Genomic DNA, 19,468 nt, shown 5'->3' on the forward strand with positions numbered 1-19,468 from the left:
TAATCTTTTTAATCAAAGAAGCATTTAAAAATTAAAAGTATGAACAAAAAAATACTTGTATGGTCAATAACAGCCGCACTAGCTGGGTTTTTATTCGGTTTTGATACTGTAGTTATATCAGGAGCAGATAAAAAATTACAATTATTATGGGGCTCATCAGATGCTTTTCATGGTGCAATTGTTATGGCAATGGCACTTTGGGGAACTGTTGTTGGTGCCATTTTTGGTGGAATTCCTACTAACAAGTGGGGAAGAAAAAATACTTTAATACTTATAGGTGTTTTATATACCATTTCAGCAATTGGTTCTGGTTTGGCAAATGACCCTTGGACTTTTGCTGTTTTTAGGTTTATTGGAGGTTTAGGCGTTGGGGCATCCACAATTGCCGCTCCTGCCTATATTTCTGAAATTGCACCAGCTAATAATAGAGGTAGGTTGGTAGCTTTGTATCAATTTAATATAGTATTCGGAATATTAATTGCTTTTTTATCTAATTATCTTTTAAATGGCTTAGGAGAAAACGATTGGAGATGGATGATAGGAATAGAAGCGTTACCCGCAATAATTTATACATTATTTATGCTTAGCGTTCCCAAAAGTCCAAGATGGCTTATTTCAAAACATAGAATTAGTGAGGCAAAAGATGTTTTGGAAATCATTAATCCTGGAGAGAATGTTGAAAAATTAATGTCTCAAATAACAGAAGAGAATAATAGAGATTTACCAGGAGAAAATATATTTATGAAAAAATATCGTTTTCCTCTTATGTTGGCATTTCTAATGGCTATGTTCAATCAGTTATCAGGAATTAACGCATTCTTGTATTACGCTCCAAGAATATTTGAAGAAGCAGGCTTGGGAGAAAGTACGGCTTTGTTAAGTAGCATAGGTATTGGATTAACAAATCTTGTATTTACTTTATTGGGTGTGTTTTTAATTGATAAACTTGGACGCAAACAATTAATGTATATAGGCTCGGTAGGTTATATCATTTCTTTATCACTTGTAGCAATGGCATTTTTCTTTGGGTGGACAGGAATGGCGGTGCCTATATTTTTATTCTTATTTATTGCGGCACATGCAATTGGGCAAGGAGCAGTAATATGGGTATTTATATCTGAAATTTTCCCGAATCATTTAAGAGCAACTGGTCAATCATTTGGTAGTACAACTCATTGGCTTTTAGCAGCAATAATTCCAGCATTAATTCCAACATTGTTTTCAACTATAGGTGCAAGTGTTGTTTTTATGTTTTTTGCAATAATGATGGTGTTTCAATTGGTATTTGTAATGTTTATGATGCCAGAAACTAAGGGTGTCCCATTAGAAGAGTTAAGTAAAATATTAATTAAAAAAAATGTGAAATAATGAAAAATATAATTTTTGTAATGTTAGTGTTGGTTGCATTTATTGGATGTAAACAAACGTCTAAGAATGATCAAAACACATCACAGAATGTGGAAACTTCTTATTCAGAAGAAGAGCTTTATAGACCAGAGTTTCATTTTACTCCAAAAAAAGCATGGATGAATGATCCTAACGGGATGTTTTTCTATAATGGATATTACCATTTATATTTTCAACACTATCCTGACGGGAATGTTTGGGGACCAATGCATTGGGGACATGCAATTAGTACAGATATGGTTACATGGGTAGAAAAACCAATCGCATTATTTCCAGATGAGAAAGGCTATATTTTTTCAGGAAGTGCAGTAGTGGATTCAAATAATACTTCAGGTTTTGGAAAAGACGGTAAAATTCCAATTGTAGCGATGTTTACTTATCACGATATGGAAAAAGAAAAACAAGGCGACGTTGATTTTCAATCTCAAGCTATAGCTTATTCTTTAGATGAGGGGTTAACGTGGGAAAAATATGCAGATAATCCTGTTATAAAAAATCCAAACATAAAAGATTTTAGAGATCCAAAAATTGTTTGGGATGCTGTAAATAAAAAGTGGATAATGGTATTAGCTGCTGGTCAAGAAATAATGTTTTATAGTTCTAAAAATTTAAAAGATTGGGAGTTTCTATCAAACTTTGGAGAAAATGTTGGTTCGCATAATGGTGTATGGGAATGTCCAGATTTATTTGCTATGCAAACAGAAGGTGCTGATGAGGTTAAATGGATACTTATCGTAAGTGTTGGTAGTGGTGGGTATAATGAAGGTTCCGCAACACAATATTTTGTTGGTGATTTTGATGGAAAAAACTTTTCGATTGATCCTGATTTTAAAAATGATTTAGATATTAATAAAGCTTCTTGGATTGATTATGGAAAAGATAATTATGCAGGTGTAACCTGGTCTAACATACCTGATACTGATGGAAGAAAACTATTTATTGGTTGGATGAGTAATTGGCAATATGCTACAAAAGTTCCTACTGAAAAGTGGAGAAGTTCTATGACGGTTGCCCGAGAACTTAAGCTTACAAAAACCGATAATAAGTATCAATTAAAATCTGTACCAGTAAAGGAAATTTCAAACTACATATCAAAAACAGTAAAGAAAGATATTATAAGTATTGAAAAAGGAAAACAAACCTTACTAACTGATAAAAAACTTGTTAATTTCAAAAGTTTGGATATTCAGTTTACAATTAAAAATTTAAAAGAAGACACATACACGTTTTGTTTTGATAACAAGAATGGTGATACAATAAATTTTGGAGTAAATAATAATGAACAGTTTTTCTTTATTGATAGAACTGCATCTGGAAATGTTTCTTTTTCAAAAGACTTTACTCCAAACATTTCAAAAGCTCCTTATGTTGCTAATGGAAATGACCTTCAAGTTAGACTTTTATTAGATAAAACTTCAATAGAGATTTTTTATAATGATGGAGAAACGGTTATGACAGAAATATTTTTCCCAAAAAATCCTATCGAGGCATTTTCAGTAAAGTCTGAAAATTTCAACTTAGAAATTGAAAACTTGATAATTAATGAACTTAATTTTAACTAAACTATATGAAGAATTATGAAAACTAAATTAACTTTAATTTTAATTTTATTTGCCTCAATTTTAACAATTCAGGCACAAGAATTAGAAGTACAAGGTGTTGTTACATCTTCAGAAGATGGCATGCCTTTACCAGGAGCTTCGGTAACTGTATTAGGAACAACAAAAGGTGTTGTTACTGATTTTGATGGAATTTACTTATTAAGTAATGTTGATAGCAATGCTACTTTGGAATTCAGTTTTATGGGTTTTGCAACTCAAAAAATTGCATTAAATGGAAAAACCAAACTAGATGTTGTTATGGTGCCTGACGCACAATCACTAGATGTTGTGGTATTAACAGGATATACAAGAGAGCGAGCTGTAGATGTTACAGGTGCAATATCTGTAGTTGATTTATCTTCTTTGGAAGGACAAAGCATGAGTTCTGGAAATACGATGCAAGCAATTCAAGGAAAAGTACCAGGATTATTTATTGAAAGATCAGGAGATCCTAGTGGAACAAATGATAGAGTATTGATTCGTGGTGTGAGTACTCTTGGAGATAATAACCCTTTATATGTTATTGATGGTGTGCCAACCACAAGACCAGAGGTTTTTTCAAGTTTAAATCCAAGCACAATAGAATCTGTTCAGGTTTTAAAAGATGCATCTGCATCTACTATTTATGGAGCTAGAGCCGGTAATGGAGTTGTAATTGTAACTACTAAAAACACGGTAAAGGGAGAAGCTGATAAATTAAATATTTCATTTAACTCCAATTTTTCTGTTTTATCTGAAAAGAATCAAAGATATGATATGTTAAATGCTCAGCAAAGAGGTGAAGTACTTTTTCAAGCTTCTGTTAATGATGGTGCAGACCCGAATAGTGGATATGGAGAAATCTATAATTTTGATTGGAATGGAGACTTTAATAACCCTGTACTAAATAGTGTAACTGTACAGCCTTATGTTGGTGGAGATACAAATGTACCGGCAGGAGATACCGATTGGCAAGATGAATTATATGAAACAGGTTTTGTTTTAAATAATGATATATCTATATCTGGAGGATCTGACAAATCATTTACATTATTCAATGTAGGATACTTAAAAAACACAGGAATATTAAAATATACTGGTTATGATAGGTATTCAGCAAAATTGAATAGTAATTACAAGCTTTTTGATGATAAAGTTAGAGTAGGTATAAATACACAGTTTTCTACATCTAAAGAAAGGGTAGCTTCAACTGATGTGGGTAGTGCTCCAACACCAAGTTTATCAATATCTCTTGCACCTACTATTCCTGTTTATACTAACTCTGGTGAATTTGCAGGCCCAATAGGTTCTGGGTATTCAGATAGAAATAACCCTGTTTTAATGCAATATTTAAATAGATGGGATAACAAAAAGAACACATCATTTTTTGGTAATATTTTTGCCGAAATTGATTTAATGAAAAACCTAACCTATAGAACAAGTGTTGGATTAGATTTTAATGACTATAGTAAAAAAGATATTGAACCAACTGTAGCAAATGGTTTTATTACTAGAGCTAATAATAGCTTAACTTATGATACAAACAAATACACTAGTTTAACATTTACAAATACATTAAATTATAATTTAGAAGTAGGTGATCATAAAATAGGTGTATTACTAGGTACAGAATCAATTCAGACAGATTTTAACTCTTTGCTTTCATCAGCAGATGGATTTGCTGTCGAATCTGAATCTTATTTTACACTTTCTGCCGCTACAGGTGCAAGATCTTCAAATGGTATATCAACAGGAAGCAGATTACTTTCTCAATTTGGTAAAGTTAATTATTCATTCTCAGACAAATATTTAGCTTCTTTTACCTTAAGACGTGATGGTTCTTCTCGATTTGGAGAAGATAATAGATATGGAGTTTTTCCAGCTGCAACTGTGGGTTGGAAAATTAGTAATGAAGAATTTTTATCTGATAATGAAATTATATCTAACTTAAAATTAAGAGCGGGTTATGGTACAGTTGGAAACCAATCTATTGGAGATGTTGCTAGATTTGGTTTATATGAAGCCAGATATGGACCTAACCAAAATATTTATCAACCAGATTTCTTCAATATTTATTATAACGTAGGAACAGCCTACGATTTAAACGGATCAAATACAGGAAACCTACCTTCGGGGTTTGTTTCAATACAAGCTGCAAATTCGGGATTGAAGTGGGAAGAAACAAAAGAAATTAATTTAGGTGTAGATTTTGGCCTATTTAATAGTAAAATAATTGGGTCTTTTGATTATTTTACTCGTAATACAGATGGTATTTTAATTCAGCCTCCAATTGCATCAACAGTAGGAGAAGGACAGGTAAGGTTTTTAAATGGAGCTTCAACAAAAACAGATGGTTGGGAACTTTCTTTGGCTCATTCTGGGTCATTGGAAAACGGATTGAATTTTACTGTATCAACAAATTTTGGTGCATTTAAAGATGAAATCACAGATTTGCCTGAGGAAGTAAGAACAGCTTACCCTGGAACGGCAGAAAACTCAATAATTGGACAATCACAATTTTCAATTTTTGGATATAAAACAGATGGGCTATTTCAAAGTCAAGCAGATATAGATTCACATGCTAATCAAATAGGTGCAAGACCAGGAGGAATTAAATTTGTAGATTTAAATAATGATGGTGAAATTAATTCTGATGACAGAGATTTCTTAGGAAATACATTACCAAAATTAGAATATGGTATTCGCTTGGATTTAGATTATAAGAATTTCGATTTCTCAATTTTCGGTTCTGGAGTAACTGGTAGAATAGGCTTAGACCCTTATATTTATTGGAATAATTTTGTACAAGGTAGAGAAAATGCAGGAGTAGGTACATTAAATGCTTGGACACCAACAAATACAGGTTCAGATATTCCTTCTTTATCATTGGTTAATAATGACACGCAAACTTCAGATTATCTTTATAGAAATAATTCATATTTTAAGATTAGAAATATGCAATTAGGATATTCATTACCAAGTGAAATTATCGAAAATTGGGGTGGTATGTCTAGTTTTAGATTGTATGTGCAAGGAGAAAACCTATTTTGGTTTACTCCAAGTGACTACGTAGGTTCAGATCCAGAAAGAACAAGTGTAGATAGAATCCCTAATCCAACATCATTGTCATTAGGACTAAATATTAACTTTTAATAGAAATAATTATGAAAAAATATATAATAACAAGTTACATTTTATCAATTTTATTATTGGTTTCATGTAGTGAAGATTTTTTAGAATACGAACCACAAGGTGTTTTGTCTTCCGATAATGTTGCAACAGCAGAAAATGCAGAATCTCTTGTAGTGGCCGCATATGCTGGAATCGCCAATGATGAAATGGTTGGCCCGTTGACACATCAATGGGTATATGGAAGTGTGCGATCTGATGACGCCTACAAAGGTGGTGGAGGTAGAGGTGATGTAGATATTGTTGATCATTATGAACAATATAATTTAACCAAAGCAGATGATGGTGATTGGATGACTCCAAGAACTTGGACAAACCATTATAAAGCAATATCGCGTGCTAATTTTGCACTATCTGTAATTAATGAAATTCCTGATGCAGAGTATAGTAACAAAGTAATTAGACAAGCTGAACTTCGATTTTTAAGAGCTCACTCTCATTTTATGTTAAAGTTGTTGTTCAAAAAAGTACCTTATATTACTGAAGATTTAACACAAGAACAAATTCTAGAAACATCAAATGATTTATCCAATGATGAATTATGGAATGTAATTGCAGATGATTTCTTATTTGCATACAATAATTTACCACAATCTCAGGATCAAGTTGGGAGAGCTGATAGAAACGCGGCGGCAGCATATTTAGCAAAATTAAGATTATACCAAGCATATGAACAAAATGATAATCACCAAGTAACAAACATTAATAAAACGAGATTACAAGAAGTAATTAATTATGCAAATGAAGTTACAGCAGCTTTGGAAGCTGATTATGGAAATAATTTTTTAGATGGTTTTGATAATGGGCCAGAATCAATTTGGGCAGCACAATTTTCTATAAATGATGGTACTGAAGTGAGCCGTGTAAGTTATGTTACAGGTTTAAATTCTCCGCACGGAACAGGAATATATGGTTGTTGTGGTTTTCACTTGGCAAGTCAAAATATGGTAAATGCATTTAAAACAGATGCAAATGGACTTCCTTTATTAGATACTTTCAATAATTCTGATATTTTTAATTCAATTGATTCGGAAGGTAATGCACCATTGGCTGCAGGAATTACATTAGACCCAAGAATTGACCATACTGTTGGAATTCCAGGAAGACCATTTAAATACAGAAATACAGTAAATGAATCGGGTGATATGATTTATAAATTTTCTTGGGCTAGAGATCCTGGAGTTTATGGATATTTTGGAAACATGAAAGAACAACAAGCGCCTGATTGTGCTTGTTATGTGAAAGAAGGACCATTTGTAGGAACATCGAAAAACGTTGATTTTATTAGATATGCAGATGTGTTATTGTTTAAAGCTGAAGCTATGATTCAATTAGATCAATATGGTCCAGCTACGGATTTAATTAACGAAGTTAGATTAAGAGCAGCGGCAAGTACTTCTTTGCCTATGAATGCAGGAGCAACTGATATTTACAATATTGGAACTTATCCAACTTTCACTTCTAAAGAATTCGCTTTAAAAGCATTAAAGTTTGAAAGAAGATTGGAGTTTGGAATGGAAGGACCAAGATTTTTTGATCTAGTTAGATGGGGAGAAGCTGAGTCCGTTTTAAACGGGTACCTTGCTGTTGAAAAAACAAAAAGAGATTTTCTATCTAATGCTAAATTTACTGCAGGTAGAGACGAATATTACCCTATACCACAGAGAGAAATAGATTTTACAGCTGGTTTATATGTTCAAAACCCTGGTTATTAATGGGTTGAAAAAAATAAATTTGTAATCATTGTTAATGTTTGAGTTTACTGTTGGAAGACAGGTGTTTACTTGTCTTCCAATTTTTATATTCAATTTTAGCAAAACAAGTTATTTAAGAAAAGTCAACAATAAATATTTAATTGAGTTTAGAAGTTTAAGAAGAGATTGTTATGTGCAAATTGTATGTAATAAATTACTTTGAAACTAAAGAATAGTAATATGAAAAATCAAATACAATTAATTACATATATAGATAGGTTGGGGTGTGAAAGTATATCGGATTTAAATCTTTTATTTAAAAATGAGTTAAAAGGACTCTTTGGAGGTTTACACATTTTACCTTTTTACTACCCTATAGATGGTGAGGATGCGGGTTTTGACCCTATAGACCATAATTTAATTGATCCAAGATTAGGTGATTGGAATGATCTAAAAGAATTAAGTAAAGAAGTTGATATTATGGCTGATTTAATTGTAAATCATGTTTCAGCAAAATCAGTTCAATTTCAAGATTATCTTCAAAAAGGAGAAAAATCGGAGTATGCTTCTTTGTTTTTAAATTACAATACAGTCTTTCCAAATGGAGCAACAGAAGCCGATTTGATGACAATCTATAGACCTCGTCCAAATCTTCCTTTTTCAATGTTTAAATTAAATGACGGATCGGTTAAATTAATTTGGACAACCTTTACTAGCAATCAAATTGATATTGATGTAAATAACGAAATTGGAATCAAATATTTGGAAAGTATTTTAAATACTTTTGAAAAAGGTGGAGTTAAAATGATTCGTTTAGATGCTGCCGGATATGCTATTAAAAAGCAAGGAACATCTTGTTTTATGATTGATGAAACCTATGAATTTATAGGTCAACTCACTGAAAAAGCAAAAGCAAAAGGAATTGAAGTATTAGTTGAAATACATTCTTATTATAAAACTCAAATTGAAATTGCAAAAAAAGTAGATTATGTATATGATTTTGCCTTACCAGTATTAGTTTTAGATACCTTATTCAATAAAAATGCATCTAGTTTAAAAAAATGGTTAGAAGTAAGCCCAAAAAATGCACTAACTGTGCTAGATACTCATGATGGAATTGGAATTGTAGATGTTGCAGGTGAAGGTGACTTACCTGGATTGATTGAAAATGAGATTCTAGATGATATTGTAAATCAAATGCATGTAAATAGTAAAGGAAATAGTCTAAAAGCTACGGGTGCAGCTGCTTCAAATTTAGATTTGTACCAAGTAAATTGCACCTATTTTGATGCGTTAGGAAGAGATGAAAACGCTTATTTAATGGCAAGAGCCATTCAGTTTTTTGTACCGGGTATACCTCAAGTGTATTATGTAGGTTTATTTGCAGGTGAAAATGATATGGAATTGTTAGAAAAAACTAATGTAGGAAGAGATATTAATCGTCATTATTTCACTAAAAATGAAATTAAAGAGCATTTAAAAAGACCAATAATAAATGAATTAAAGGAATTGATGCTTTTAAGAAATAATCATCCAGCTTTTAATGGAGTTTTTAATTTAATTGAAACTTCACAAAATGTGCTAAACATTAAATGGGTAAATGGGAATTATTGGGCAGAGCTTTTTATAGATTTAAAAGCAATGAAAATGGAAGTTAAATTTTCATAGTATCTTAAAGAGTCTAACATTTTAATTAGTAATATTATTTAATTTTATACAAATTAATACAAATGGAGAATCAGCAATTTCAAAGTTCAGGATACAACCATAAAAATATAAAATGGTTAACATATTTAATGTTTATGATGTTTGCTATGACAACGGATGCGGTTGGTGTAATTATTCCTGAAGTTATGAAGGAATTTAATTTATCTATGACAGCGGCTGGACTTCTACATTATGGTCCTATGACCGCCATTGCTTTAGCAGGGATTTTCTTGGGATTTTTAGCCGATAAAATTGGTCGAAAAAAAACCATTGTTATTGGACTCGCTTTATTTGCAATAAATTCTTATTTGTTTTTATTGGGTAATACTTTTGGCTTTTTCTTAATGTTATTAGTTATTTCTGGAGCAGCTATTGGTATTTTTAAAACGGGAGCTTTAGCACTTATTGGCGATATGTCAAAATCTACAAACGATCATACTTCAACAATGAATGTAGTTGAAGGCTTTTTTGGAGTAGGAGCAATTATAGGTCCATTTTTAGTAAGTTATTTTTTAACTAAAAATGTCGACTGGAAATGGCTATATGTAGTAGCGGCTACTTTGTGTGTAGTTTTGATTGTTATTGCATTTTTTGTGAAATATCCAGATACTAAAAAATCTGTTGAAGAACCAATAAATATTAAACGAACCCTATTAATGGTGAAAGATAAATATGCATTTGGCTTTTCAATGGCAGCTTTTTTATATGTTGCAGTTGAAGCAGCAATTTATGTTTGGATGCCAACATTAATCGCAGATTATGAAGGTAGCTATATGTTTATTGCGTTATACGCTTTACCTATATTTTTTATTTTAAGGGCAGGAGGGCGCTTTTTGGGTGCTTGGATGTTAAAACGTTTTGATTGGACAGTTGTTATGGCAATCTCAAGTTTTGCAATTCTATTATGTTATGTTTTAAGTTTTTTAAATGAAACGGCAACAGTTGTTTTATTACCACTTTCGGGATTGTTTATGTCTGTAATTTACCCAACAATAAATTCAAAAGGAATTAGCTGCTTTAAAAAATCTAGTCACGGTTCTGTTGCAGGTATTATTTTATTTTTTACTGCTGCAGGAGCTGCCTTTGGACCTCTGTTAATGGGAGTTGTTAGTGATATGTTTGAGTCAAATGCAAAATATGGGTTTATGCTTGCAACTGCTTTTGCCACAATTCTATTTATTGGATTTCTATTAAATATGATTTATAAACCAACGCATATTCGTATTTCAAAATTAAATGAAAGTGAATATAATAATTTAAGCAATATATAATGTCAGATAATAAATTAAAAGCAATATGTTTTGGAGAAATTTTGTTCGATGTTTTTCTTCAACATAAAAAAATAGGAGGAGCACCATTGAATGTAACTTCAAGATTGAAATCATTTGGTGTTGATACTACAATTATTAGTGCAGTAGGGAATGATGAGAATGGAAAGGAATTAATTGAATATTTCGAAAATTTAGAAATACCAATTAATTCGATTCAAGTAAAAGAAAATTATCCAACTGGAGTTGTAAATGTAAGATTAAATGAAAAGGGTAATGCGTCGTACGATATAACTTATCCATCAGCTTGGGATAAAATTAGATTGACCATTGAAGATTCGGAGTTGGTGAAAAATGCAGATATTTTTGTTTTTGGAAGTTTGGCATCTCGAGATGAATCAACAAAGAAAACGTTGCTACAACTATTAAAAATGGCAAATTATAAAATTTTCGATGTAAACCTTCGCAAGCCTCACTATTCACAAGACACACTGGTTGAGTTTATGAATGAAGCAGATTTTATAAAATTAAATGATGAAGAACTTTATGAAGTTTCACGTTTTATGGGATCTAAATTTAACTCATTAGAACAAAATATTGAATTTATTTCTAAGGTAACAAATACGAATTCAATCTGTGTTACTTTGGGATCTCACGGTGCAGTATTATTCATTGAAGGTAAATATTATCATAATTGTGGATATTATGTAGAGGTTGTTGATACGGTTGGGTCTGGAGATTCTTTTTTAGGTACTTTAATTTATAAACTGTTTTCAAAAGTAGATCCACAAGAAGCAATTAATTGCGCATGTGCCGTTGGAGCTATTGTAGCAAAAAACGAAGGTGCTAACCCATTGATTGATCAAAATAGTATTGATGCTTTTATTAATCCTTAATCAATAAAAGATATATCTTTTATTGATATCGCAATTTTACTCATTTAATTCTTTGGTAAAAGTTGTATAAAATGCCCACTTGAGGGACAAAAAAAACTAAGAACAAATTGTTCTTAGTTTTTTCTTTTTCATAGCAATTGTATTTTATTATATAAAAAGTTTTAAGTTAGTTGTTTTATATACCTAAGCTATTAAACAAACCTTTTATATGTTTTGGATATTCTTCTTGTGTTGTAGAGAAATTAATTTTAATGTTTATATTTTTTTTAATTCCTTCAGTATTCTTTTCGTTTTTTAATGTTTCCTTCTTTTCCATTTTTCATAGTTGTTGTAGTAGGGAGTAAAAATAATTGTTTTCTTTTTTTTATTTAGATATTAATCCGTAAAATTAGGAGGGAAAAACCCTACTTTATAATCAAAAAAAAGTGTTAGTTTTGGAATGCTTAATTTGTACCTAACACAAATGAGAAATTATTTAATTATTGATACAGATTCAAAATCTATTCAAATCATAAAAAATGTTTTGGATGACTATATGGATTTTAATTGCATTGGTACTTCAGCCAACTACGAAGATTCAATGAATATAATTTTGAGAGAAAGCCCAGATTTAGTTTTTTTTAATATTGATAAGGATGTGTTAGAAAACCCGTTTGAATTTGCAAAAGAGTTAAACCTATTTAATGAAGACTTTCCGGTATTTATTGCAATTTCATCTTCAAAGAGCAATTTATATGAAGTTATTAAAAGTGGTTTTTTCGATATTTTATTAAAACCTTTGTCTGAACTTGAAATTCGAAAGACAATTTTAAAAGTTTTAAAAAAAATACCTACTCAAGCCAAGAAAAACATTTGTTTAAAATCATATAAAGATTATCAATATTTAAATACCGATGAAATATTATTTTTAAAGGCAGACAATAATACAACAGATTTTTATATGAATGATGGAAATATTATTAATGCATACAAAACATTAAAAACGTTTGAAAGTATGTTGCCAAACAACTTTTATCGAATTCATAAAAGTTATATGATTAATAAAAACTTTATTTCGCGAATTCAATTTGGTAAATTTACTTGTACTATTAAACGAAATAGATATGAGGTTCCTTTTACTAAAACCTATATTAAATCAATAAAATTGATAAATAAATCCTTATCCAACTATTCCTACCTATCAGTTAGTTAGTTTTTTTAAACATACCTTATTTTAGGTTATACTTCTTGTAAACTGTTAAAAGAACCATTACACACATAAATGGTTCTGTTTCACTAACAAACGGCTGTTATTTGCTAATAAATGGAATTTTAGAGTGATATTTATGTAGATCTACTATACTTTTACAGTATCAAAAATGAACATAAAATATAAAAATATAACAAACTTTAAAAAACTATTTATTATGAAATCAATCAAATTATTTTTCGCATTCGTATTATTTACATCATTATTTGTTTCTTGTACTTCTGACAGCATTTCTGCAGATGAACAATTATATGCAAATGATCAAATTGAACAAGCTAACGGAGGTGAAACAACAGGTGATATTATGAGAACTAGAGATTAGTTTTATTGATTATAAAAAATTATTTAAAGGCCTTAAACATTATGTTTAAGGCTTTTTTAGTAGCTTTGTTTTAAATAATCCCCTTTAATTAAGACAATAAAACACATATTAGTTTTAAAGTTTTTGGTAGTTGCCATAATACTACCAATATTAACTTGTTGCACAAATAAGAATCAAAATTTAAAGGAAACTACTTTAATAAATTACGATAGTATTACATTTTGGATTCAACAAGCTAGATTAAAAAAAGCAACTACTAATCAACAAATAGAAACTTTAAAGAAAGCGTATAATTTGACTAGTAAAATAAGTTCCGATTCAATTAGGTCTATTTATTTGAATAAAATTGCAATTGAATCTGAAACTCAAAATATTGATTCGTTATTTTTAAAAGTTAATGCCGAGTCAATTATGTTAGCAACAAAACTTGGAAATTATTCTATACTAGGTGAAGCGCATTGGAATTATGGGAATTATTATACCGATATTGAGGTTATAGATAGTGCATATTTTCATTTTCATAAAGCTTACGAAAACTTTAAGCTTATAAAGCACGAATATTTTATGGCGAAAATGCTATATAATATGGCATACATTCAGAGTAAATTTAAAGATTATACAGGAAGTGAAGTACTTGTATTTGAAGCAATATCGAGATTTGAAAAAGTTAATAAATCGGAAATGTTGTACCATTGTTACAACCAATTAGGTTTAGTATATTATAATTTGGCAGAGTATGATAAAGCAGTTTTTTATCATAACAAAGCATTAGATTATTTAGATAAAATTAGAAATAAACAAATTTATAAAGAAGGGAGCTTAAGTAATTTAGGCTTAGTTTATCAAAAATTGAATAATTTTGAAAAGGCAATTGATAATTTTGAGTCCGCTTTAGAACAAAGGGAGTTAAAAAATCAGAATCCTTATTTTTATGCACGTATTATTGATAATATTGCTTATACAAAGTTTTTAAGGGGAGATACAACTAACATTGAAAATGATTTTTTTAAATCTTTAAAAATAAGAGATAGTCTTAAAGATGTCTCAGGAGTAGTTATAGGTAAAAGACATTTGTCAGAATATTTTGCAGTAAAAAAAGATACATTATCTGCAATTAAAATTGCTAATGAAGCCTTTAATTTAGCAGATAAGGTAGATAATTTTAGAGATAAATTAGAAACTCTATTATTGCTTTCAAATGTAGATAAAACTAATTCTAGTAAATATTTAAAAGAATATGTGCGTTTAAACGATAGTTTGCAAGTTGAAGATCGTAAAATTAGAAATAAATTTACAAGAATACGTTTTGAAACTGATGAGTATATTCAAGAGACCCAAAAACTATCTCAACAAAAGATACTAATTTCTTTGGGAGGTTTAATTGTAACTTTATTGTTGACTTTTGCTTATATTGTAAGAGTTCAAAGAATAAGAAATAAAGAATTAATTTTCGAAAAAGAACAGCAAAAGTCAAATGAAGAAATTTATTCATTAATGCTTAAGCAACAAAAAAAATTAGAGGAAGGAAAAATAAAAGAGCGTCATAGAATTTCTGAAGATTTACATGATGGCGTACTTGGTAAAATATTTGGTACTAGACTAGGTTTAGGATTTTTGAATATTAAAGGAGATAAAACATCAATGGATAAATTGCAATCTTACATTGATGAACTTCAAAGTATTGAAAAAGAAATTAGAGCAATTTCTCACGAATTGAAGAATGAAATATTAACTTCAAAAGAGAATTTCTTTAAAATAATAGAAGATCTAGTTGAAAAAAAATGTAATTTAGAAAATCTAGAATGGGAATTCAATTATGATGAGAAAATTAAATGGAAATCGATAAATGATAACATTAAAATCAATTTTTATAGAATTATACAAGAAGCTTTACAAAATGTAATTAAGTATGCCGATGCTACAAAAATTGATGTTGCAATTAATTTAGTAGATGGAAATTTAGAGTTAGTTATTAAAGATAATGGTAAAGGATTCAATGTAAATGAAAAAAGAAAAGGAATTGGTTTAAAGAACATGAAATCAAGAGCGATTAAAATAGGCGGTTTTATAGAGGTTAATTCATATAAAAATGAAGGAACTACTATATATGTAACATGTCCAATACAAAATTTTTATTATGACTAGTATTTACAAAGTATTATTAATTGATGATCATCCTATAATCGCAGATGCTTATAGGAGCGCATTTGAGTTTGTTAGCTCAGAAGATGAAAATATTGAATTTGAAATATCAATGGCCTCAAACTGCGATGAGGCAGTAGAAGCTATTAATGAAGCTTCTAAAAATGATGGAATAGATATTGTTTTTTTAGATATTTCATTACCACCTTCTAGTGATGGGAAATATTTATCGGGAGAGGATCTAGGAGTTAAAATTAAAGAATTATTACCAAAATGTAAGATAATAGTAGCAACTACTTTTAATGATAATTATCGAATACAAGTAATTTTAAAAAATGTAAATCCAGACGGTTTTTTAATTAAAAACGATATAAATAAGGACGAATTGGTGAATTCAATAAAGAATATTTTAAACGATACTCCTTATTACAGTAAATCTGTGTTAGAATTATTTAGAAAACAAGCTTCAATAGATTATAAGTTAGATAAAATTGATAGACAATTACTACACGAAATGTCTATTGGAACTAAAATGAAAGATCTTCCTAAAATAATACCAATGTCCATGGCTGGACTCGAAAAAAGAAAGAAAAATTTAAAAGGGTTATTTAAAGTTCTTGATAATGACGATCGAGAATTAATATTAAAAGCAAAAGAAAAAGGGTTTATTTAAAATAAACCCTTTTTGCTATAAAGATGTCTTTGGGGTTGAAATTATTTCTATAGCTGTATCAAAAATAACTACAAATATTAATTTAAAAAAACTATTTGTTACCTTATTTAATAGAGTATCAAAACTTTATGGAAAGTACGTTGCCTAGGTAAGGTAAAAACATAAATATTTAAACATTTCGTTGCAATTGAGCATCTTAAGAAATATTTAACATATTAAATTGAGGGGAAATCAGCTATTCAACGTCTTAGTTAGTAATTATCATTAATTTTGAAATCCTTTGTAAAAGCAAATTAACCCAAATTATGAAAAAAATATTTTCACTCCTATCCCTTTTACTCTTGTTTACAGCAAGTTTTGCTCAAATTCATGAACCAGTAAAGTGGTCAACATCTGTTGAAAAAATTTCAGAAACTGAATTTAATTTAGTTGCCACAGCAACTATAGAAACAAATTGGCATTTATATTCTCAAAATGTTCCAGAAGATGGACCAATACCTACAAATTTTGTATTTGAGCCTTCAGACTCGTATGAGATTGTTGGGGAAGTTTCAGAAGAAGAAGGACATACCGTTGACGATCCAATATTTAATATGAAAATTAAGTATTTTGAAATTAAAGCCGTTTTCAAACAAAAAATTAAACTTTTAACAGAAGAATCATTTAAAGTGGCAGGTGAAGTTGAATTTATGGTTTGTGACGATGCCAGTTGTTTACCTCCTACCTTTGTAGATTTAAATTTTTCTATTGATGGTAAAAAGCCAGCAGTAGCTTCCAATAAAATTGAAAAGAATGAAGATGTTAAATCAAAAAAGAAAAAATCTTCAGATAAAAGCTTATTAACAATATTTATTATTGCGTTTTTCTCAGGTTTTGCAGCATTATTAACACCTTGTGTTTTTCCAATGATACCAATGACTGTGAGCTTTTTTACAAAACAAAGTAAAAGTAAAGCTGCTGGAATAAAAAACGCAATTATTTATGGAATATCAATTGTAATAATTTATGTGGTTTTAGGTTTATTAGTAAGTGTAATTTTTGGGGCAGATGCATTAAACGCCCTATCAACCAATGTATGGTTTAATATTATTTTCTTCTTATTATTAATAATTTTTGCAGTTTCCTTTTTAGGAGCTTTTGAAATTACATTACCAAGTTCTTGGGGAACAAAAGTAGATGCGCAAGCAGATAGAGGAGGTATGATTGGTATTTTCTTTATGGCATTAGCTTTAGCAATTGTGTCATTTTCTTGTACTGGTCCAATAGTTGGAACTTTATTAGTTGAAGCAGCAGCAGGAGGAAGTCAAATAGGACCAATTGTTGGGATGTTAGGATTTTCATTAGCCTTAGCAATTCCGTTTGCTTTATTTGCAGCCTTTCCAGGTTGGTTAAATTCATTACCAAAATCTGGAGGTTGGTTAAATACAGTAAAAGTTGTTTTAGGATTTTTAGAATTGGCATTAGCCTTTAAATTCTTATCAAATGCAGATTTAGTATTACAACTTCACTGGTTAGAACGTGAAGTATTTTTAGCTATTTGGATTGCAATTTTTGGAGCTTTAGCATTTTATTTATTTGGAAAGATACAATTACCACATGATTCACCAATAACACATATTTCAGTTGGTAGATTAAGTTTAGGTTTGGTTGTATTATCATTTACAATCTATATGATTCCTGGTTTATGGGGTGCACCTTTAAATTTAATTAGTGCTTTTCCGCCGGCGCAACATTATAGTGAATCACCTTACGGAGTTGGTTTCACAAAACTAGGTTCTGGAGGTTCTGCAGATAATCATGGAGATTTACCAGAAGGGGCACACTTAATGGCTCCACATAATATTTTAGCATTTAACGATTATGACTTAGGTTTAGCTTATGCAAAAAAAGTAAACAAACCTGTAATGATTGATTTTACAGGGCACGCTTGTGTAAATTGTAGAAAAATGGAGCAAAATGTGTGGGCAAAAGACAAGGTTTTACCAATTCTTAAAAATGATGTAGTTTTAATTTCATTATATGTTGATGATAAACGTAAATTAAAAGATGGAGAAGTAATTGAATCTAAATTAAGACCAGGAAAAAAACTGAAATATATTGGTCAAAAATGGAGCGAGTTTCAAACCATTAAATACAAGGCCAATGCACAACCATTTTATGTGTTAATGGATCATAATGAAGAGAATTTAATAGATCCGGTGGCATATACTCCAGATGTGGATGAATATTATAATTGGTTAAAAGATGGGGTTTCTAATTTTCAAAAGTAAAAAACAATGAAAAAAATTATTTATTTAGTTGCAATAGCAATAACAATATTATCATGTAAGGAGGAAGCTCCAAAAGATTATGTAACATTTACAGGGACGATTACAAACATGAATTCTGACTCGTTAATAATTCGTTCTAGAACATTTTCAAAAAAAATAAATGTAAATAAAGATGGGACGTTTTCCGATACTTTAAAGATTAACGAGGGTACTTACAATTTGTTTGATGGTAAGGAAAGTACTTCTATCTATTTAAAAAATGGATACGACATAAATATGACCATTAATACCCAGCAGTTTGATGAAACCGTTTCCTATACAGGTTTAGGAGCTGAAGCAAGTAATTATTTAGCAAAATCCGCATTACTAAGCGAAGAGGAGTTAAATGACCCTGCAATGTATGACTTGGATAAGGAAGCATTTGAGAAAAAAACGAACGGTATTATTTCTAAATTTAATGAATTGTTAAATAGTCAACAAAATTTAGATTCATTATTCAAAGTAGATCAATCTAAACAATTAGAAGGTTTAAGTCAATATTTAACAAAGACTTATGAAGAAAAAGTATATTTAAATACAGTACTTGGTAAAGGTAAAGAATCTCCTAAGTTTGTAAACTTTGAAAACTATAAAGGAGGAACTACTTCTTTAGACGATTTAAAAGGTAAATATGTATACATAGATGTTTGGGCAACTTGGTGCGGACCTTGTAAAAGAGAAATTCCATTTTTAAAAGAAGTTGAAAAAGCATATCACAATAAAAATATTGAGTTTGTGAGTATTTCTGTAGATGTTGCTAAAGACCACAAAAAATGGAAAGAAATGGTTGCTGAAAAAGAATTAGGTGGAATACAATTATTTGCTGATAATAATTGGAAATCTGATTTTGTACAAGGATATAAAATTAATGGAATTCCTCGTTTTATTTTAATTGATGATGAAGGGAAAATAGTATCTTCTGATGCTCCTAGACCTTCATCAGATGAATTAAAAGTATTACTAGACGGCTTATTATAATAGTACTATTGTAGTATATACGGTAGAGGTTAAATTGCAATGCAAATTAATTAA

The 19,468-nt window shown here is 29.9% G+C and carries 14 protein-coding genes; 13 read left to right on the top strand and 1 reads right to left on the bottom strand.

Features of this window, described 5'->3' with window-relative positions:
- Positions 1 to 39: 39 nt before the first annotated feature.
- From Q0776_RS03500 to Q0776_RS03530, 7 genes are all read left to right on the top strand, one after another.
- Complete coding sequence (locus tag Q0776_RS03500) at positions 40 to 1,368, top strand: sugar porter family MFS transporter (protein WP_298365055.1); 1,329 nt, start codon at positions 40 to 42, stop codon at positions 1,366 to 1,368.
- Positions 1,368 to 2,969, top strand: a complete 1,602-nt coding sequence (locus Q0776_RS03505; RefSeq protein WP_298365056.1) for a glycoside hydrolase family 32 protein — start codon at positions 1,368 to 1,370, stop codon at positions 2,967 to 2,969. Before Q0776_RS03500 ends, Q0776_RS03505 begins: the two co-directional genes overlap by 1 nt.
- Before the next feature lie 15 nt (positions 2,970 to 2,984).
- Entirely contained in the window at positions 2,985 to 6,140 is a 3,156-nt protein-coding gene (locus Q0776_RS03510; protein WP_298365057.1) for a TonB-dependent receptor, read from the top strand.
- A gap of 11 nt (positions 6,141 to 6,151) precedes the next feature.
- The gene (locus tag Q0776_RS03515) at positions 6,152 to 7,891 is read left to right on the top strand and encodes a RagB/SusD family nutrient uptake outer membrane protein (RefSeq protein ID WP_298365058.1); all 1,740 of its coding nucleotides are present in this window, start codon (positions 6,152 to 6,154) and stop codon (positions 7,889 to 7,891) included.
- Positions 7,892 to 8,110: 219 nt separating this feature from the next.
- The gene (gene gtfA, locus Q0776_RS03520; protein ID WP_298365060.1) at positions 8,111 to 9,538 is read left to right on the top strand and encodes a sucrose phosphorylase; all 1,428 of its coding nucleotides are present in this window, start codon (positions 8,111 to 8,113) and stop codon (positions 9,536 to 9,538) included.
- Positions 9,539 to 9,600: 62 nt separating this feature from the next.
- On the top strand, positions 9,601 to 10,848 hold the full coding sequence (locus Q0776_RS03525) for an MFS transporter (protein WP_298365062.1): 1,248 nt from the start codon (positions 9,601 to 9,603) through the stop codon (positions 10,846 to 10,848).
- Positions 10,848 to 11,741 carry a carbohydrate kinase gene (locus tag Q0776_RS03530; RefSeq protein ID WP_298365063.1) on the top strand — a complete coding sequence of 298 codons (894 nt, stop codon included), beginning with the start codon at positions 10,848 to 10,850 and terminating at the stop codon, positions 11,739 to 11,741. The genes Q0776_RS03525 and Q0776_RS03530 overlap by 1 nt, the downstream gene beginning before the upstream one ends.
- A 175-nt stretch (positions 11,742 to 11,916) precedes the next feature.
- On the opposite strand, the gene Q0776_RS03535 is transcribed toward Q0776_RS03530, so the two are convergent.
- Positions 11,917 to 12,057 carry a hypothetical protein gene (locus Q0776_RS03535; RefSeq protein WP_298365064.1) on the bottom strand — a complete coding sequence of 47 codons (141 nt, stop codon included), beginning with the start codon at positions 12,055 to 12,057 and terminating at the stop codon, positions 11,917 to 11,919.
- Between the two features lie 147 nt (positions 12,058 to 12,204).
- Between Q0776_RS03535 and Q0776_RS03540 the strand changes: the two genes are divergently transcribed.
- The 6 genes from Q0776_RS03540 to Q0776_RS03565 all read left to right on the top strand — a co-directional run bounded on the left by Q0776_RS03540 (position 12,205) and on the right by Q0776_RS03565 (position 19,414).
- Positions 12,205 to 12,933 carry a LytTR family DNA-binding domain-containing protein gene (locus tag Q0776_RS03540; protein WP_298365065.1) on the top strand — a complete coding sequence of 243 codons (729 nt, stop codon included), beginning with the start codon at positions 12,205 to 12,207 and terminating at the stop codon, positions 12,931 to 12,933.
- A 214-nt stretch (positions 12,934 to 13,147) separates the two neighbouring features.
- Positions 13,148 to 13,312, top strand: coding sequence for a hypothetical protein (locus tag Q0776_RS03545; protein ID WP_298365067.1), 165 nt, complete (start codon positions 13,148 to 13,150; stop codon positions 13,310 to 13,312).
- Positions 13,313 to 13,435: 123 nt separating this feature from the next.
- Positions 13,436 to 15,457: a sensor histidine kinase gene (locus Q0776_RS03550; RefSeq protein ID WP_298365070.1), complete on the top strand. Its 2,022-nt coding sequence runs from the start codon at positions 13,436 to 13,438 to the stop codon at positions 15,455 to 15,457.
- Positions 15,450 to 16,127 (top strand): response regulator, encoded by a 678-nt coding sequence (locus Q0776_RS03555; protein WP_298365072.1) that lies wholly within the window; start codon positions 15,450 to 15,452, stop codon positions 16,125 to 16,127. Before Q0776_RS03550 ends, Q0776_RS03555 begins: the two co-directional genes overlap by 8 nt.
- 305 nt (positions 16,128 to 16,432) lie before the next feature.
- Entirely contained in the window at positions 16,433 to 18,397 is a 1,965-nt protein-coding gene (locus tag Q0776_RS03560) for a cytochrome c biogenesis protein CcdA (protein ID WP_298365074.1), read from the top strand.
- Between the two features lie 6 nt (positions 18,398 to 18,403).
- Positions 18,404 to 19,414: a redoxin family protein gene (locus Q0776_RS03565; RefSeq protein ID WP_298365075.1), complete on the top strand. Its 1,011-nt coding sequence runs from the start codon at positions 18,404 to 18,406 to the stop codon at positions 19,412 to 19,414.
- Positions 19,415 to 19,468 lie beyond the last annotated feature (54 nt).

It is taken from the genome of uncultured Lutibacter sp. (assembly GCF_947495725.1).
In the GTDB taxonomy this organism is placed as follows: Bacteria; Bacteroidota; Bacteroidia; order Flavobacteriales; family Flavobacteriaceae; genus Lutibacter.

Excerpts from the sequence above, each read along its gene's own strand:
- Q0776_RS03500 (WP_298365055.1), top strand. The coding sequence starts at position 40 with ATGAACAAAAAAATACTTGTATGGTCAATAACAGCCGCACTAGCTGGG.
- Q0776_RS03505 (WP_298365056.1), top strand. The coding sequence starts at position 1,368 with ATGAAAAATATAATTTTTGTAATGTTAGTGTTGGTTGCATTTATTGGA.
- Q0776_RS03510 (WP_298365057.1), top strand. The coding sequence starts at position 2,985 with ATGAAAACTAAATTAACTTTAATTTTAATTTTATTTGCCTCAATTTTA.
- Q0776_RS03515 (WP_298365058.1), top strand. The coding sequence starts at position 6,152 with ATGAAAAAATATATAATAACAAGTTACATTTTATCAATTTTATTATTG.
- gtfA (WP_298365060.1), top strand. The coding sequence starts at position 8,111 with ATGAAAAATCAAATACAATTAATTACATATATAGATAGGTTGGGGTGT.
- Q0776_RS03525 (WP_298365062.1), top strand. The coding sequence starts at position 9,601 with ATGGAGAATCAGCAATTTCAAAGTTCAGGATACAACCATAAAAATATA.
- Q0776_RS03530 (WP_298365063.1), top strand. The coding sequence starts at position 10,848 with ATGTCAGATAATAAATTAAAAGCAATATGTTTTGGAGAAATTTTGTTC.
- Q0776_RS03535 (WP_298365064.1), bottom strand. The coding sequence starts at position 12,057 with ATGGAAAAGAAGGAAACATTAAAAAACGAAAAGAATACTGAAGGAATT.
- Q0776_RS03540 (WP_298365065.1), top strand. The coding sequence starts at position 12,205 with ATGAGAAATTATTTAATTATTGATACAGATTCAAAATCTATTCAAATC.
- Q0776_RS03545 (WP_298365067.1), top strand. The coding sequence starts at position 13,148 with ATGAAATCAATCAAATTATTTTTCGCATTCGTATTATTTACATCATTA.
- Q0776_RS03555 (WP_298365072.1), top strand. The coding sequence starts at position 15,450 with ATGACTAGTATTTACAAAGTATTATTAATTGATGATCATCCTATAATC.
- Q0776_RS03560 (WP_298365074.1), top strand. The coding sequence starts at position 16,433 with ATGAAAAAAATATTTTCACTCCTATCCCTTTTACTCTTGTTTACAGCA.
- Q0776_RS03565 (WP_298365075.1), top strand. The coding sequence starts at position 18,404 with ATGAAAAAAATTATTTATTTAGTTGCAATAGCAATAACAATATTATCA.